Raw genomic sequence first — 15,518 nt, forward strand, 5'->3', positions numbered from 1 at the left:
CAATGAGCAGAGCATGGGACGGTGACTGGTGGCGTTCTCCGGGTGAAAGCCGATGGGCAATTCTCATCCGGATCATGCTGGCTGGCGTGTTCATCCCGGAAGGGATACAGAAGCTGATCTTTCCCGAGATCCTTGGCAGCGGGCGTTTTTCGGGCATCGGCATCCCGTGGCCCGAATTCACGGGGCCCCTCGTCGGCTGGGTGGAGCTCGTCTGCGGGCTGCTGCTGCTCGTCGGTTTCCTGAGCCGCTACGCCGCCGTGCCGATCATCGTCATCATGATCGTTGCCATCGTCTCGACCAAAATCCCGATTCTGCTCGGTTCGGACTGGCTGATCTTCAACGTGCGTGAGCTCAGTCGTTACGGCTTCTGGAGCATGGCGCATGAAACGCGCACCGATTGGGCGATGCTTTTGGGCGCGATGTACGTGCTCCTCGCAGGTGGCGGTCGATGGTCTGTGGATGCGCGGCGGCATAGCAGTGGCCGACCCGTTTCGCCAAGGATGGCACCGTAGAGGACGAGCCGCCGATCGTTAACGCCGCACGAGGGCAATGCGGAGTACGATCGTCCTGTTCGATGCGGTTGACCACCCCGCATTCGGCTGCTACCGGCGCACGACCAGGTGCATCGCCGCCCCGGTGGAGACGTGCTCCTTCACTTCGTAGCCGAGCGATGGAAGGTCGAGACCTTCGAACAAGGGCTCGCCGCGTCCGAGCAGAATCGGCGATATCGCCAGGTGCATCTCGTCGATGAGTCGCGCCTGGAGATACTGGCGAATGGTGGCGGCACCGCCGCCGATCCGCACGTCCTTGCCGTTGGCCGCAGCCCGTGCCCGCTCGAGCGTAGCCTCGATTCCTTCGGTGACGAAATGGAAGACGGTGCCGCCCTCCATCTCCAGAGGCGGACGTGGATGGTGTGTGAGAACGAAGACCGGCACGTGGTACGGCGGATTGGCTCCCCACCAGCCCTTCCACTCGAAGTCCGGCCAAGGTCCGCGTACCGGCCCGAACATGTTGCGGCCCATAATCCAGGCGCCAAGATTCTCGAACGAGCGTGCCGCGAAGTCGTTGTCGATATCCGTCGTTCCGCTCTCGCGCCGTTGTACGTTTTGCTGGAAAGTGAGGGTCGGAATGAACCAGCCGTGCAACTGTTCACCGCCGCGGCCCAGTGGGTGGTCGCGGCCCTGATCCGGTCCGGCACCGAACCCGTCGGCCGACACGCTGAAGGCGTTTACGCGAAGTTTGGACATGTCGTCTCCGTGGTTTGGGCCTTGCTCTGGTCTTAGGTCGTATTGAGCAGTTCGACAAGACGGTATGTCCCGCTTGTCGATGTGAAAACACTCGATCGAACCAACGCAATCAGTCCTCGTTGCCGGAATTCCGCTCCGATAATTCAAGGCATCTGGAGATAATTATCCTAATTAATTGATAGATATGCGGAACCTTTGAGTGCGCGGTGGCGGAATCTCGGCGACAAAGGTATTGAAGCAGAACGAACGGGGTTGCCGGAATTTCGTGGTCCCGACAGTGGTGGTCGGGGCCAGTGCCGCTCCGACCGGCGTCTTCTTCTCCGCCCGGCGCCGATTCCGCGGAAGCGTTTCTCGAATAAGAATCGTTCAACAAACGCTTCCGCGGAAACGAGCTCTGCAGGGGCATGGCATTCAAGCGCCCGGCCGCAACGCTTGCCGCTCACCTTGACGAGATAGATGCCGCGCTGGGAGTGCACGAGGAAGCGGCGGAATCGCCGCTGCTTGCCACTTTCAGAATATAGCCGGCATGGGGGCTTGCGGGAAGGCCCTGTTCTTGCTGCACCATCGCCGCCCACGCCGCAATTCGGCCGAGGCGGGAGTCACGACAAATGAACGACCATGCGGTTGGTGATCGCCGGAGGCGGCCCCACGGGGTTGATGATGGCTGGCGAGCTGGCGTTGGCAGGGGTCGATGCGGCGATTGTCGAGCGGCGCGTCACGCAGGAGCTCGCCGGCTCGCGCGCGGGCGGCCTGCACTCGCGAACGATCGAAGTTCTCGAGCAACGTGGAATCGCTGATCGCTTCTTGTCCGCGGGGAAAGTCGCCCAGGTCGGCGGGTTCGCGTGGTTCCCTCTGGACATCAGCGACTTTCCCACGCGGCACCCCTACGGCCTCGCGCTGCGGCAGAACGAAATCGAGCGCATCCTCGCCGACTGGGTCGATGAGTTGGGAGTGCCGATCTACCGCGGGCGTGAAGTGACAGGGTTCGCGCAAGACGACACAGGGGTGCACGTGAACCTGTCCGACGGCCGTTCGCTGCGGGCGGATTATCTCGTCGGGTGCGACGGCGGGCGCAGCGTCGTCCGGAAAGCCGCCGGCATCGAGTTCCCCGGATGGGATCCGACGATCAGCAATCTGATCGCCGAAGTCGAGGTCGCGCAGGAGCCGGAATGGGGCTTACGCCGCGACGCTCTCGGTATTCATGGGTTGAGCAAGATGGAGGATGGCCGGCGGGTGCGGGTCCTCGTGACTGAAGAGAGCCACGCGGCGGCGGACGAGCCTACGCTGCGCGACCTGAGCGAAGCACTCATCGCGGTATACGGCACCGATTTCGGTGTCCACGCTCCCACGTGGATCTCGAGATTCACCGATATGGCCCGGCAGGCTGCTTCCTACCGCCAGGGACGCGTGCTGCTCGCCGGCGACGCCGCGCACGTGCACTACCCGACGGGCGGACAGGGCCTGAACATCGGTGTGCAGGATGCGGTGAACCTCGGGTGGAAGCTCGCTCAGGTCGTCAATAAGACGTCGCCCGAAAGTCTCCTGGATAGCTACCACGCCGAGCGGCATCCGGTCGGCGCACGCGTGCTGAAGAACACGATGGCGCAAGTCGCGCTGCTTCGCACGGACGACCGTACCAACGCTTTGCGCGATATCGCTGCGAAGCTCGTAGGCATGGACGAGCCGCGCAAGTGGCTCGCCGCGATGATCTCCGGACTGGACGTTCACTACGACCTCGGCGAGGGGCATCCGCTGCTTGGTCGGCGCATGCCCGATCTCGACTTGGTTACCGCCGACGGTCCGGTGCGAGTCTCCACCCTCCTCTACGACGCTCGACCGGTGCTGCTCAATCTCGATGAGCACTGCGGCTCCGAGATCGCGGGATGGGCCGATCGCGTTCGGCGGGTCGATGCCCGTTACGCAGGGTCCTGGCAGCTTCCGGTGCTCGGTCGGGTAACTCCGCCGACCGCGGTGGTAATTCGGCCGGACGGTTACGTGGCGTGGGTCGGAGACTCGACTCGGCAGGGCCTCACCGACGCATTGACCACTTGGTTCGGACCGCCTGCTGCGGCGTAGTCCCGAGCCAACCGTGATGCTTGCCGCAGACGTTGGCGACGACGCGGGCCAAAGGGCCGAGTCCGGCGCCGCCTAGCGCAGCTCCGCCCAGGCTTCGGCGATCAGCACCGCCGAATCGCGCGCCGCGGAGTCGTAATAGGACACGAAGCGACGCGTCTCCTCGGCATCGTACGCCCGCAGGTTTTCGGCCCATCTGCGGCCGATCGACTGGAAAAGCAAACGAACCTCGATGCGAAGCGGCGCGGCGAGCTCGTCCGGAAGCGCCACTCGATAACGCACTCGGTCGCCGCCGGCCGAAAAGTCGTCGTCCGCCGCCGCAGCACCTTGCACGGCGACGTCGTGCGGCGCATTTTCCTTGTCGAACCCTTGCGGCAACAGCCGGTTGTCCTTCACGTATCGCACGCCCTTCAGCAGCCCGGTCGTCACGGCACCTTGCTCGTCGACCATGATCGGCTCGTAGATTTGCACCTGATCGGCAGAGCGGATCTCGTCGTAGTGCGGCTCGTATCGGCTGCCGTCGAGATCGTTGTCGTTGCCGGCGATCGCGCCGTTTTCCTGCATCGCGCCGGACTCGAACACCTTCGTGCCGCTCGCGTCGGTGACCGCGACGTGCAACCACGCACGCCGCGATGGATAAGCGGTCGGGAACTTGTGCCCGGCGAGATTCTCGACGACGACGTCGAAAGCGAGCGTTCGGCCGTCGATGCGCTCGGATTCGATTCCGACGCGCGCCGTCGACGACCTCAGGAACGCCTTCGTCCGGGCGATCTCCGCATCGAGCTCCTGCGGCAACGCGATGACTCCGAGCTCGCCGCGGCGCTTGTTCAAGATCCCAAGCATGAATGCGTTGCCGCCCTGAAAGACGTGCTGCGAGAAGTTCGGACGGGGCTGACCGAGCACGGACGTGATCGGAATGTCCTCGTCGAGCTCCGGCATGTGACAGCTCTGACAGCTCGACGTGTCGCGGTAGCTGCTGTTCAGCCACTCGATGTAGGGCACCTGCTCCGGCAGCTCCCCGATGACCTCACCCTGCTCGTTCAAAGGGCTCGTGTAGAGCGTGTGACAGGTTGCGCACACCTCGGATTGCTGCAAGTGCGTCGATTCGCTCGCCAGAAACCGCGCGGCCGAGCGCATCACGGCCTGCCGGCCCGGATCGACGTCATGAGGCCCGAAGATAGCGCGCTCCCCCGGGGGCAAGGTCGTGTCGATCACGAACCCGCCGTCGAAGCTCGCGTGCTCGCCGAGGTTGTCGCTTCTGATCTGATGACAGACCGTGCACGAGACGCCGTCCATCGCGAGCTCGGCATAGGCGGCAGCCGGCGCGTCTGCCGCCGCGCCCGCGGCAGCGGCGGCCAGGTTGCGGAACACTTTCCCCTGCCCTCCTCCGACCGCCGACTCGAATCGCGCCATCGGCATGTGGCAGGTCGAGCACGTATCCTCGATCGCGGCCTGTGCCTCGGGATGATCCATCACTTCGCGTCGCACGCCGGCATGCCAATAGGGATCGCGCGCCGAGTTCGCCATGATCGATGCGCGCCAGTTGTAGCCGATCGAGACGTCCTCGCCCGATGAGCTCCGCAAGTTGCTATGGCAGGCGATGCACTGATCCGAGGTGAGGAAGTACCCGGACGGCATCTCTTCGACGTCCGATGCTTCCGTTTGGGCGTAGCATCGCAGCGCGAGAGTGACGAGTCCGACAACGCAAATGGAAATGATTTGCACGCGCATGTATTCGTTGCCGCTCTCGTTTTCGTGCTGACACCACTATACTTGCCGTCGAGCGCGTGGCAACGGATGGTTGCAGGCGCCTTCACTCGACTCCCGCGCGAGCCACCTACCCTCTTCGCATGGGATGCAAGGCCGTATCCATAAAGCACGCTATGAAGCCGCAGGTTTTCGTAGTGCGAATCACGATCGCCGCTGTTTCCGTATTTCTTGCATCGATCGTCGGATTGTCGGCGTCGGCCCAAACACGCAGCGGCGCCGAAACGTATGAAGCCGCATGCGCGGCCTGCCACGGCAGCGACGGCCGAGGCCTCGCACAGAGCCAGCTTGCGTTCCCGACGCCCGTGCCTGATTTCACGGACTGCGACTTCGCCTCCCGGGAGCCCGATGCGGACTGGTTCGCGATCACGCACGAAGGCGGGCCGATCAGAGGCTTCGACCGGATGATGCCCGCCTTCGGCGAGGCGCTGACCGACGAGGAGATTCAGAGCGCGCTCGACCACATCAGGACGATGTGCCGCGATCCGAGCTGGCCCCGCGGGGAGCTCAACATGACGCGCGCGCTTTTCACCGAGAAGGCGTTTCCGGAGGACGAGGCGGTGATCACGACGACGGTCGTGACCGAAGGTCGTAACTCGCTCGCGCACAAATTCCTTTGGGAGCAGCGCTTCGGCCCGCGTAATCAGATCGAAATCGCTCTGCCGCTGATCCGCGCCGACGTCGGCGACCCGCTCGGCACCGAAAGCGGCGCCGGCGATCTCGCTGTCGGCGTCAAGCACACGCTGCGTCACAGCCTCGAGCGTGGCTCGATTCTGGCGATCGGCGGCGAGCTAGCGCTGCCGACCGGCGACGAGGCCAAAGGCTTCGGCACCAGCACGACCGTCTTCGAGCCGTACGTCGCGTTCGGCAAGCTCTTGCCGCGCGACGCATTCGTGCAGCTTCAGGCGCTCGCGGAGCTCCCCGCGGACAGCGCGCTCGAAGACGAGATCGCCGTGCGCGGGGCGTTCGGCCGCACGTGGACGCGCGACGGAGGCTTCGGCCGCGCGTGGACGCCGATCATGGAAGTCCTCGCGGCGCGCGAGCTCGACGGTGGGGCCGACATCGAGTGGGACGTCGTTCCCCAGTTCCAGGTCACGCTGAATACGCGTCAGCATGTGATGGCGGCGGCGGGCTTCCGCCTTCCTGTGACGAACCGCTCCGAGCGCGAGACGGAGCTCGTCTTCTACCTGCTTTGGGACTGGTTCGACGGCGGCGTGCTCGAAGGCTGGTAGGCCTTCAGCCGTCGCCGCGGCTCACGCGCTCGGGCCTGCCGCGTTGTGCGCAATGAGCATCACGAGCTTGTAGGAAGGGGCCATCGAAGGCCGCAAGGTCAGCTGCTCGTAGGCCAGGCGGCCATACCGAGGGTGTTGGAACGTCCGGAGCCCGCCTTCCCGCTCGAGGACCGCGTGATCGTCCCAAAGCGCCCCGAAAGTGTCGCTCTCGGATTTGAGCTCGCGGACCAGCTGAGCGATTTCCTCATCCTCACCGAGCCGCGACGTGTCCGCGCGGAACTCCGCGATCAGGCGGCGAGCTCGCTGACGCCAGTCGCAAATCAGCTCGCGAGCGCTCGGCTCGAGAAAAACGTAGCGCAACAGATTCCGCTCCGGCCCGCCGAGCCAAGGCTCGAATAACGTCTCGGCCGCCGCGTTCCACCCGCACGCGCGCCAGGCGCGATCGAGCAGATACGCGGGCGTCGCCACCACATCGAGGGCGGCGACGAGGGCCGACGGGGGCGCCTCAGCAGATGCGTCGCTAGCTTGCGGATCGCGCTTCTCCGCGAGCTCGAACAGATAGGCGCGCTCGGTCGACGTCAAACGAAGCGCATCGGCGATGCGCGCGAGCGCGTGCGGCGACGCGGACACGCTTCTGCCCTGCTCGATCCACGTGTACCAGGTCGGGCTCAGACCGGCGAGCAGTGCGACTTCCTCGCGCCTCAAGCCCGGAGTCCGACGCCGGACGAAGCTTTCAGGCAAGCCTGCGTCGCTCGGCGCGAGCCGCTCGCGTCGCGCGCGGAGAAACTCGCCGAGCCGGCGACGGCGATCGCTCTTCTGACGCATCCCGGGAGTTTTTATACCAGGATAACCACGCGTCTTGTACCAGTTTATTCGGCTGGTAATGCTTCCGCCCGGGCCTTACGACAGGCCCCTCGTCTCACCTCCTGAGGAGCTTTGCATGAGCAACGACCACCACGATTTCGTCGCGCGGGAATACGGACCGCGCGCGAACGCTTACGTCGAAAGCCGCGTTCACGCCGCGGGCGAGGATCTCGATCGTATCGAGGCGTTGGTACGCGGCCGGCCGGACGCTCGAGTGCTCGATCTCGGCAGCGGCGGCGGCCACGTGAGTCTGCGGGTGGCGCCGCATGTCGCCGAGGTCGTGGCGAGCGACTTGTCCGTCGAGATGCTCGAAACCGTGCGGCGCGCGGCAACCGAGCGTGGTTTCGAGCACATCAGCGTCCGACGCTGCGCCGCGGAACGACTGCCGTTCGCGGACGATTCATTCGATATCGTGCTGTCCCGATTCAGCACGCATCACTGGAGCGATCTCGACGCGGGTCTTCGCGAGGCGCGGCGGGTCCTTAAGGCCGACGGGCTTGCGGTCTTCGTCGACTCCGTCTCGCCCGGTCGTCCCCTGCTCGACACGCACCTTCAGGCCGTCGAGGTGCTGCGCGACGCGACTCACGTTCGCAGCTACGCCGCCGACGAGTGGCTGGCCGCGCTCTCTCGCGCGGGCTTCGTCGTGACGTCGATGAGCTCGAGAAGGCTTCGGATCGAGTTTTCTCCCTGGATCGCGCGCACCGCTACGCCGGAGCTGCATGCTCGTGCGATCCGCTCGCTCCAAACGCGCGCCCCAGCCGAGGTGCGCACGCACTTCGGGATCGAAGCGGACGGCAGCTTCATGCTCGAAACGCTGCTGCTCGAAGTCCGGTAGATCGGCTCGCTGCCCCCGATCGGAGTGCCTCTTCCCGTGGCGAAATGATTCCACTTCTGCCCGGCTCGGCCGCGTCTCCCGCCGCCCTGCGGCGTAGGCAATCCTACGGGTGTCTCCAGCGGCAACGCCCCAAAGGCACGCGCACGCGATTACTGCCGCCCTTTCACGACACCCTGCTCGCGCCACTCCAGCGGCGTATTCCCACGCTTCGTCGTAACTGCTCGGCAGAGTAGTGTCGGGCAGGGGTAACACATTCGCTGCCGGCGCAGGCCGCGCTGACCGCGCGATCGCCGCCGAAACCGCGTAATTCCACGCGAAACGACGCGATGGCACACGGCTTGCAGTGAGCTTCGCGACGGAAGCCGGAGTGCTTTCCGAACTGCAAACGCCAACGACATGGAGAAGTGACAGATGAAGACGAAGCTTTCGATCGCCCTCTTGGGTCTCGGCTTTGCCGGTGCTGCGTTCGCGCAGGCGCCCTCCTTCGAGGAGGTCGATGCCAACATGGACGGCTCGATCAGCCAGGAAGAGGCTGCGGCAGTCGAGGGTCTGGACTTCACGACGGCCGATGCGAACCAGGACGGCTCGCTGGATCAGGCCGAGTATCAGGCCGCGACGAGCGGCGGTGGCGGCGCCCCGCAGTAAGCTGCGAGTCCGCCGGGGCGGGAGGGTCGCATCGCGGGTCTTCCGTCCATTTCTCCATCAATGAGGAGGGCGCACCGGCTTCGGCCGGTGCGTCTTTTTTTTTCGTCGGCGTCCGTCGCCACCCCGCGAGAGAGGAATGACTCCACGACGCGGACTCGAGAAATCTTATCGGGGCTCACCCTCACCCACTTCGTTGACACACGTAAGGTATCGATAGGCCATTACCGCAAGCTCGAATGCAAATCTTTCCGGATTTTCGAGGAAGGGCGACGACGCATCGTCGTGGAGCAGCGGGCCGAGCAGCATGAAGTTGTAGACACAAGCCATAAAGTGAGCGGCCGTATCCGGGTCGCGAACGCGAACCTGATCCGCTCGCCTCAACAGAAACTCCGTCGCGTCCCGGTTGCTGAAGCGCTGGTAGATCGTCGCGGCCGGAGTGCCGGCCTCCGCGGCCAGATCGGCGACGCTGATGGCGGAAAACGGCCTTTTCTGCAGCAGCCTATCCATGGCGGCGAGAATTCGATCGCGCTTCTCGCGCGACCGGTGCTGACTCGCCGGCTTCGCTCGCATCGGGGCTTCTCATGAATGTGAATCATTTTCATCTTACGTGAGGCATCCCATCGCAAGCGAGCGCCTCCCTCGACGGAACGCGCGAGCGCATACGTCGACAGCGGCGCCCCGCTCGCCCGGGTGCTCGAGCGCGCTTCGGCCCGAAAACGACCGCTACGCGGGCGCAGTGGAGGCCGTCGCGATCGGACTCCGGGCTCCGGCGCCCGAGGGTCGTCTTCCGGTTCCGCGGCTTGCGGCCTCCGCTCGCGGCCTCCGTTATAGTCTTCGCAACGTGCGGGCAGACCCGTCGTTCAGCGAGGCCGTCGCTGTCGAGAGCTTCGCGCTGCGATCCGAGGGTACGTGATGTCAAGGTCGCCTTTTTTCTTCGGCGCGCGGGCCGGCAGCCGAGGCGCGCTCCGGCGCACGCTGCGCTGCGGCGCGCTGCTCGGTCTCGTGCTCGCGCTCGTGTCGGCGCCGCTCGCGGCCGAGACCGTCACGGTGGCCGTCGCGGCGAACTTCGTGACGCCGTTGCAGGCGCTCGCAGCGGAGTTCGAGTCGGCCTCTGGGCACGAGCTCACGGCCGTGCCGGGCTCGACCGGTCAGCTCTATGCGCAGATCGTGAACGGCGCGCCGTTCGACGTGCTCCTCGCCGCCGACCAGGAGCGCCCGCGACGCCTGGTGGACGAGGGCCGCGCGGACCGCGCATCCCTTTTCACGTACGCCGTGGGCCGCCTCGTGCTCTGGACGCGAGATCCCGAATTTCGGGCCGGACTCGCGCTCGAGACGCTGCGGCGCGACGACTACCGCTGGCTCGCGATCGCACAGCCCGACCTGGCGCCGTACGGTGCCGCGGCTCGTCAAGTGCTTCGCGAGATGTCGCTGTGGGAGGCGCTACAGGGACGCATCGTCTTCGGGCCGAACATCGGGCAAACGTTCGCGATGGCCGAGACCGGCAACGCGGAGCTCGCGCTCGTCGCGCTCTCGCAGGCACTCGCCTACGACGGCGAGGCCGCGCATGTCGTCGTGCCGCCGGAGCTCCACGAGCCGATTCGCCAGGACGCAGTCCTGTTGACCCGCGCGACAGGCAATCGTGCGGCCGTCGAGTTCCTCGCCTTTCTCGAGTCGCCCGACGCCGAGAAGATCATCGAGCGCTTCGGATACCTCTCCGAGCCGAACAGGAACGCATCGCCGAGTTCCCGCTCGGCTCAGCGCGGCTTGCGGAAATGGAGGATGCCCCAGGCGAGATGACCTTTGCGCCCGGCGTCGATCCAGTGGCCGAGGCCGGTGATCATCCGATCGATGTAGCCGTTCGAGACATGCGCGCGAAGCTCCTCGCGCCGCGCCTCGAGCTCCTCGCGAACCCGCGTGTAATGCCGGACGAGCTGGGGCGTCAGATCCGTGAAACCGCCCTGCTCTTCCCAGCCGAGACGCTTCGCCTCGGTGCGATAGAAGCCGACGGAGCCGAGTGTCTCGAGATGAATCCGCTCGAGCACGGGCTGGAGCACGCCCGGCGGACAGTCGTCCGCCTGCATCGGATCCGTGAAAATCAGCTCCCCGCCCGGCTTCAGGACGCGATCGATCTCGGCGAGCACCCGCGCCCGGTCCCCGGAATGCAGCAGCGAGTCCTGGGACCAGGCGTAGTCGAAACGCCCGTCTTCGCTCGGGATGTCCTCGAAGCTCGCGTCGTGCACCGTGATCAGCTCGTCGAGCCCCGCCGCGCGTGTGAGCTCGCGGTTGCGCTCGTTCTGTGTCTCGCTGAGGTTCACGCAGAAGACGCGGCAGCCGGCGCGGCGCGCGAGCCAGCGCGCGGCACCGCCGTAGCCCGCGCCCGCGTCGATCACCTGCGTGCCCGGACCGAGGCCCTGCAGGCGACCGGCGAGCGTCGCGACCGTGCGCTCGGACGCGATCGCGATCGGCTCGTCGTCGGCCGCGTAGATCCCGATGTGGATGTCCTCGCCGCCCCAGACGTGAAAGTAGAAGTTGTCGGCGTCGTCGCTGTTGTAGTAGTCGCGCGCAGTCTGCACGACTTCCGAGTAACGCGCGTTCATTACGCCTCCCCGCTGTTCACGTATTTCTTCTCGGCCACGTGGATGAAGAAGTCGGGCTCGCGGTCGCGGTACGTTTCCTGGAAGTCGCCATAGGTCGTCACTCTTTGAAAGCCGACCTCCTTCATCAGACGCTGGACGTATGCCTTGCGCAACGGAAACATGTTGAGATGGAATACCGAGCCGTCAGAGAAGCTGTAACGGAAGCGCGCGAGCGTTTCATCGACGTGCTCGGGCTCCGCAGAGACGTTCTCTCCACAGTAGTAGTACCGGTGGGAGGGCTCGATCTGCTTGTCGAGAATCGCGTCGTAATTACGCTGGTCGAGGATCAGAATGCCTTCGTGCCGGAGCGTCGCGTAGTACTCGGCGAGCGCCTTGCGGCGGTCGTTTTCGTTGTGAAGATGGGTGAACGAGTTGCCGAGACAGATCACGGCGTCGTAGAGATCGTGGACATCCCGATTGAGCCATCGCCAGTCGGCCTGGATCGTGCGCAGGATGTATCCGCGCCGATGTGCGTTGTCGAAGGCCTTCGCGAGCATTGCCGCGCTGCCGTCGACGCTCGTGACCTCGAAGCCGGCACGAAGGAGCTGCACCGAGTGATAGCCGGTGCCCGTGGCGACGTCGAGCACTTTCTTCGCGCCGTGCGCTCGGAGCTGCTCGATGAAGAACTCGCCTTCCGCTTTCGCGCGTGCTTCCCAGTCGATCAGCTCATCCCACTTCGCGACGAATGATTTTGCATATTCCTCCTTATAGTGATCGGACTCCCGAATGCTCAAAGGATCTTTTCCAAAGCCTTGTGTGTTCGCAGTTGCTGCTTTCATCGGCCTCCCTTGGGTTGTGAACGACGGAATCGTCTACGCGCCGAGATGGTCTAGCGCGCAAGACGGCGCGCAGGCGCTAAGGGGATGGATATTACAGGGATAAGATGGAATGTCTACCACTATCCGGAAACATATTTGTAATACGACTATCTCTTAATAACCTTTGGCAATGAAATTTCTCGTCCGATTCGACGCCGTCTCCCTGTCGTTCGCCGACAGGCGCATCCTCGTGGAGGCCGATTTCTCGATCGACGAAGGCGAGCGCGTGTGCTTGATCGGGCGCAACGGCGCCGGTAAGTCCACGACGCTGAAGCTGATCACGGGCGACCTCCAGCCCGACGACGGCAAGATCGAAAGGCCCGCTCGGCTGCGTATAGCGGCGCTCCACCAGAAGCTCGCCGACGCTTCGCACCGGAAAGTCCGCGATTTCGTCGCGCTCGGTATGGCGGACCAGCTCGCGCGCCTTGCCGAGTACCGGCGGCTCGCGGCGGACGCTTCTCCGAGCCGCGCAACGCTTCGCGAGATGGAGAGCCTGGAGCGCGAGATCGTCGCGGCCGGAGGCTGGTCGATCGACGCGCAAATCGATTCCATCGTCAGTCAGCTCTCGCTCCCCGCCGATGCCAGGCTCGACGAGCTCTCCGGCGGCTGGCGGCGGCGGGTCGCGCTCGCGCAAGCGCTCGTCTCGGCGCCCGACCTGCTGTTGCTCGACGAGCCGACGAACCATTTGGACATCAGCACGATCGAGTGGCTCGAGGAGCAGGTCCGACGCTTCCCCGGGGCGGTGCTGTTCGTCACGCACGACCGCACCTTCGTGCAGAAGGTCGCTACCCGAATCGTCGACATCGATCGCGGCAAGCTGCGCAGCTGGCCCGGCGGCTATCGCGAGTACCTCGAGCAGAAAGCCCGGAGCGATGCGGAGGAAGATCGCCGCAATGCGCTCTTCGACAAGAAGCTCGCGGAGGAAGAGGCTTGGATCCGCCAAGGAATCAAGGCACGCGAGCACCGTAACGAGGGGCGCGTGCGCGCGCTCGAGGCGATGCGCGAGCAACGCGCGCAGCGGATGAAGCGGCCGCGGACCGCGCGCATTCTCGTCAACGAGTCCGACGAGCTCTCCGGACGCAAGGTCATCGAAGTGCGCGGCGTTACGCACGGGTTTCGCGGCAAGCGTCTGCTCCACGATTTCTCGCTACGCATCATGCGCGGCGACCGCATCGGCATCATCGGCAACAACGGGGTCGGCAAGACGACGCTGCTCCGCATCCTGCTCGGCGAGCTCGAGCCGGACGAAGGGACGGTAAAGCTCGGAACGAACCTCGAGATCGCGTACTTCGATCAGCTTCGTCGCGAGATCGACGAGAGCAAGACGGTCGCGGAGATCATCGGCGAGGGCCGCGACTACATCTCGATCGACGGCCGCAAGAAGCACGTCGTGGCTTATCTCACCGACTTTCTGTTCACGCCGAAGCAAGCGGCGACGCGCGTCGCGGCGCTCTCGGGGGGAGAGCGCAACCGTGTCATTCTCGCAAAGCTGTTCACGCGCCCGTCGAACCTGCTGGTGCTCGACGAGCCGACCAACGATCTGGACGTCGAAACTCTCGAGGCGCTCGAGCAGCGGCTCGCGGATTACGACGGCACGCTGATCGTCGTCAGCCACGATCGGCACTTCCTGGATGCGGTCGTCACGAGCACGCTCGTCTTCGAGGAAGGCGGGGCAATCCGGCGCTACGCCGGCGGCTACAGCGACTGGGCACGGCGGCATAGGAATCTCGCGGCGGGGGAAGACGAGACGCCGCCTGCGGCGTCGCGCTCCGCAGGACGCAGTACGCAGAAGAAGAGGCCGCCCTCCTCGCCTCAGAAGCTCTCGTACAAGCTCCAGCGCGAGCTCGATGGGTTGCCCGACGAGATCGAGCGTCTCGAATCGGAGGTGGCCGAGCTCGAGCGCGAGATCGGGCATCCGGAGTTCTACCTTCGCCCGCGCGAGGAGGCCGAGAAGCACCTCGCACAGCTCCACGAGGCGCAGCAACGCCTCGAGGCCGCCGTCGAGCGCTGGGCCGAGCTCGAGCAAGAGGCGCAGCGCCTCGCCGGCAACTAGATCCGATGTAGGCCGAGGAAAAAGGTGTCAGACACGATTTTCCGGAAAAAGGTGTCTGACACCTTTTTGGGGGTCAGCGGGATTTCTTCGGGTCGCGGAGGAAATCGAGGTTCGTGCCCTCGCCGACGCCGCGGTCGCGCACGAGCTCGGACGCGCGAGTCACCACGCCCGGGCCGAAGCGCTCGGCGAGACGGTCGAGTGCGACCTCGAGATCGCGCATCCGGCTGCGCGGCGACAGCAAGTCGCCCTGTGTCGCGCCCTCCGGCCGCGGCACGAGCTCGAAAGCGGCCAGACCGACGAGGCGGACCGGCGGAAGCGGGCCGAACGATCGAAGCAGAGCGCGCGCAGCGCGATACAGATCCTCAGCGACGTCCGTCGGCTCGGCGAGCGCCCGCTGCTTCGACATCAGCTTGAAGTCGTAGCGCTTCAGCTTCACGCGGACGCCGCGGGCGCACAGCCCCGCTCTCCGCAATCGCCGCGCGACCTTGTCCGCCGAGCGGTGAAGATGGAGCTCGAGCTCGTGCGCCGATTGCGTGTCCGCGCTCAACGTGAGCTCGGACCCGATGCTCTTCGCCGCGCGGGACGCTTCCACGGCCCGCGGATCCTCGGCGCGCGCGAGCGCATGGAGGCGCTCGCCGATCGATCCGAGCTCTCGACGCAGCATCGCGGGATCGGCCGCGGCGACGTCGCCGATCGTCTCGAGCCCGATCCCGCGCAGCCGCTCCGCGGTTTTCGCGCCGGCGCCCCACAGCCACGACACGGACAACGGCGCGAGCCAGGACCGTGCGTCCTGCGGCGGCACGATCGTCAGCCCGTCGGGCTTCATGCGCGCGCTCGCGACCTTCGCGACGAACTTCGTCGCGGAAATCCCGACGGAGACCGTGAGGCCGCCGGTCGCTTCACGCACCGCGTCCTTCAAGCGCCGACCGAGCTCGGCCGGCGGGCCGAAGATCCGCTCCGCGCCCGACATGTCGAGGAACGCCTCGTCGAGGCTGAGCGCCTCGACCGCCGGCGAGAAGTCGGCAAACACGTCCATCACGATCCGCGACACGGCCTGATAGCGCTCGAAGCGCGGCGGGACGACGAGGGCCTGCGGGCAACGCCGGAGCGCTTCGACCATCGGCATCGCGCTGCCGACTCCGAAAGGCCGTGCCTCGTAGCTCGCCGTGAGGACCACGCCCCTCGCGCTGCGCGGCCCGACCAGGACGGGCTTGCCGCGCAGCGACGGATCGTCGAATTGCTCGACGGCCGCGTAAAACGCGTCCATGTCCGCATGCACGATGACGCACGGCCAGCCCGACATCGCAATCTCCCCGGCGACCCGCCCCCGTCGGCGAGGGCAGTATCC

14 protein-coding genes are annotated in these 15,518 nt (G+C 65.6%); 7 read left to right on the forward strand and 7 right to left on the reverse strand.

All coding sequences use genetic code 11. The features are described 5' to 3' along the window. Positions 1–2: 2 nt before the first annotated feature. Complete coding sequence (locus tag VF329_04905; protein ID HEX7080331.1) at positions 3–512, forward strand: DoxX family protein; 510 nt, start codon at positions 3–5, stop codon at positions 510–512. 90 nt (positions 513–602) lie between these two features. On the opposite strand, the gene VF329_04910 is transcribed toward VF329_04905, so the two are convergent. After that, entirely contained in the window at positions 603–1,247 is a 645-nt protein-coding gene (locus VF329_04910) for a dihydrofolate reductase family protein (GenBank protein ID HEX7080332.1), read from the reverse strand. A 618-nt stretch (positions 1,248–1,865) separates the two neighbouring features. On the opposite strand from VF329_04910, the gene VF329_04915 reads away from it, so the two are divergent. Further along, entirely contained in the window at positions 1,866–3,323 is a 1,458-nt protein-coding gene (locus VF329_04915) for an FAD-dependent monooxygenase (GenBank protein ID HEX7080333.1), read from the forward strand. Positions 3,324–3,395: 72 nt separating this feature from the next. Here VF329_04915 and VF329_04920 read toward each other — a convergent pair whose 3' ends face one another. Then, complete coding sequence (locus VF329_04920) at positions 3,396–4,904, reverse strand: hypothetical protein (GenBank protein HEX7080334.1); 1,509 nt, start codon at positions 4,902–4,904, stop codon at positions 3,396–3,398. A 320-nt stretch (positions 4,905–5,224) separates the two neighbouring features. Here VF329_04920 and VF329_04925 point away from each other — a divergent pair, with 320 nt between their 5' ends. Next, the gene (locus VF329_04925) at positions 5,225–6,319 is read left to right on the forward strand and encodes a cytochrome c (protein ID HEX7080335.1); all 1,095 of its coding nucleotides are present in this window, start codon (positions 5,225–5,227) and stop codon (positions 6,317–6,319) included. Between the two features lie 21 nt (positions 6,320–6,340). Here the strand turns inward: VF329_04925 and VF329_04930 are convergent, their stop codons facing one another. Then, the gene (locus VF329_04930; protein HEX7080336.1) at positions 6,341–7,144 is read right to left on the reverse strand and encodes a helix-turn-helix transcriptional regulator; all 804 of its coding nucleotides are present in this window, start codon (positions 7,142–7,144) and stop codon (positions 6,341–6,343) included. Between the two features lie 115 nt (positions 7,145–7,259). On the opposite strand from VF329_04930, the gene VF329_04935 reads away from it, so the two are divergent. Together VF329_04935 and VF329_04940 are read left to right on the forward strand one after the other, a co-directional pair. Further along, positions 7,260–8,018, forward strand: a complete 759-nt coding sequence (locus VF329_04935) for a class I SAM-dependent methyltransferase (GenBank protein HEX7080337.1) — start codon at positions 7,260–7,262, stop codon at positions 8,016–8,018. 411 nt (positions 8,019–8,429) lie between these two features. Continuing rightward, positions 8,430–8,663, forward strand: a complete 234-nt coding sequence (locus tag VF329_04940) for a hypothetical protein (protein HEX7080338.1) — start codon at positions 8,430–8,432, stop codon at positions 8,661–8,663. 165 nt (positions 8,664–8,828) lie between these two features. Here VF329_04940 and VF329_04945 read toward each other — a convergent pair whose 3' ends face one another. Further along, entirely contained in the window at positions 8,829–9,233 is a 405-nt protein-coding gene (locus VF329_04945; protein ID HEX7080339.1) for a helix-turn-helix domain-containing protein, read from the reverse strand. Positions 9,234–9,575: 342 nt separating this feature from the next. On the opposite strand from VF329_04945, the gene modA reads away from it, so the two are divergent. Next, positions 9,576–10,460, forward strand: a complete 885-nt coding sequence (modA, locus tag VF329_04950; protein HEX7080340.1) for a molybdate ABC transporter substrate-binding protein — start codon at positions 9,576–9,578, stop codon at positions 10,458–10,460. Here modA and VF329_04955 read toward each other — a convergent pair. Both VF329_04955 and VF329_04960 read right to left on the reverse strand, forming a co-directional pair. Then, positions 10,418–11,260 (reverse strand): class I SAM-dependent methyltransferase, encoded by an 843-nt coding sequence (locus VF329_04955; protein ID HEX7080341.1) that lies wholly within the window; start codon positions 11,258–11,260, stop codon positions 10,418–10,420. The two genes, modA and VF329_04955, sit on opposite strands and share 43 nt — an antisense overlap. Then, positions 11,260–12,078 carry a class I SAM-dependent methyltransferase gene (locus VF329_04960; protein HEX7080342.1) on the reverse strand — a complete coding sequence of 273 codons (819 nt, stop codon included), beginning with the start codon at positions 12,076–12,078 and terminating at the stop codon, positions 11,260–11,262. The genes VF329_04955 and VF329_04960 overlap by 1 nt, the downstream gene beginning before the upstream one ends. Positions 12,079–12,247: 169 nt before the next feature. Here VF329_04960 and VF329_04965 point away from each other — a divergent pair, with 169 nt between their 5' ends. Then, positions 12,248–14,170: an ATP-binding cassette domain-containing protein gene (locus VF329_04965; GenBank protein HEX7080343.1), complete on the forward strand. Its 1,923-nt coding sequence runs from the start codon at positions 12,248–12,250 to the stop codon at positions 14,168–14,170. 73 nt (positions 14,171–14,243) lie between these two features. On the opposite strand, the gene dinB is transcribed toward VF329_04965, so the two are convergent. Further along, positions 14,244–15,473 (reverse strand): DNA polymerase IV, encoded by a 1,230-nt coding sequence (gene dinB, locus VF329_04970; GenBank protein ID HEX7080344.1) that lies wholly within the window; start codon positions 15,471–15,473, stop codon positions 14,244–14,246. Between the last annotated feature and the right edge of the window lie 45 nt (positions 15,474–15,518).

It is taken from the genome of Gammaproteobacteria bacterium (assembly GCA_036381015.1).
In the GTDB taxonomy this organism is placed as follows: Bacteria; Pseudomonadota; Gammaproteobacteria; order Steroidobacterales; family Rariloculaceae; genus ZC4RG20.

Excerpts from the sequence above, each read along its gene's own strand:
- VF329_04945 (HEX7080339.1), bottom strand. The coding sequence starts at position 9,233 with ATGCGAGCGAAGCCGGCGAGTCAGCACCGGTCGCGCGAGAAGCGCGAT.
- modA (HEX7080340.1), top strand. The coding sequence starts at position 9,576 with ATGTCAAGGTCGCCTTTTTTCTTCGGCGCGCGGGCCGGCAGCCGAGGC.
- VF329_04965 (HEX7080343.1), top strand. The coding sequence starts at position 12,248 with ATGAAATTTCTCGTCCGATTCGACGCCGTCTCCCTGTCGTTCGCCGAC.
- VF329_04935 (HEX7080337.1), top strand. The coding sequence starts at position 7,260 with ATGAGCAACGACCACCACGATTTCGTCGCGCGGGAATACGGACCGCGC.
- VF329_04910 (HEX7080332.1), bottom strand. The coding sequence starts at position 1,247 with ATGTCCAAACTTCGCGTAAACGCCTTCAGCGTGTCGGCCGACGGGTTC.
- VF329_04930 (HEX7080336.1), bottom strand. The coding sequence starts at position 7,144 with ATGCGTCAGAAGAGCGATCGCCGTCGCCGGCTCGGCGAGTTTCTCCGC.
- VF329_04940 (HEX7080338.1), top strand. The coding sequence starts at position 8,430 with ATGAAGACGAAGCTTTCGATCGCCCTCTTGGGTCTCGGCTTTGCCGGT.
- VF329_04955 (HEX7080341.1), bottom strand. The coding sequence starts at position 11,260 with ATGAACGCGCGTTACTCGGAAGTCGTGCAGACTGCGCGCGACTACTAC.
- VF329_04960 (HEX7080342.1), bottom strand. The coding sequence starts at position 12,078 with ATGAAAGCAGCAACTGCGAACACACAAGGCTTTGGAAAAGATCCTTTG.
- VF329_04915 (HEX7080333.1), top strand. The coding sequence starts at position 1,866 with ATGCGGTTGGTGATCGCCGGAGGCGGCCCCACGGGGTTGATGATGGCT.
- dinB (HEX7080344.1), bottom strand. The coding sequence starts at position 15,473 with ATGTCGGGCTGGCCGTGCGTCATCGTGCATGCGGACATGGACGCGTTT.
- VF329_04905 (HEX7080331.1), top strand. The coding sequence starts at position 3 with ATGAGCAGAGCATGGGACGGTGACTGGTGGCGTTCTCCGGGTGAAAGC.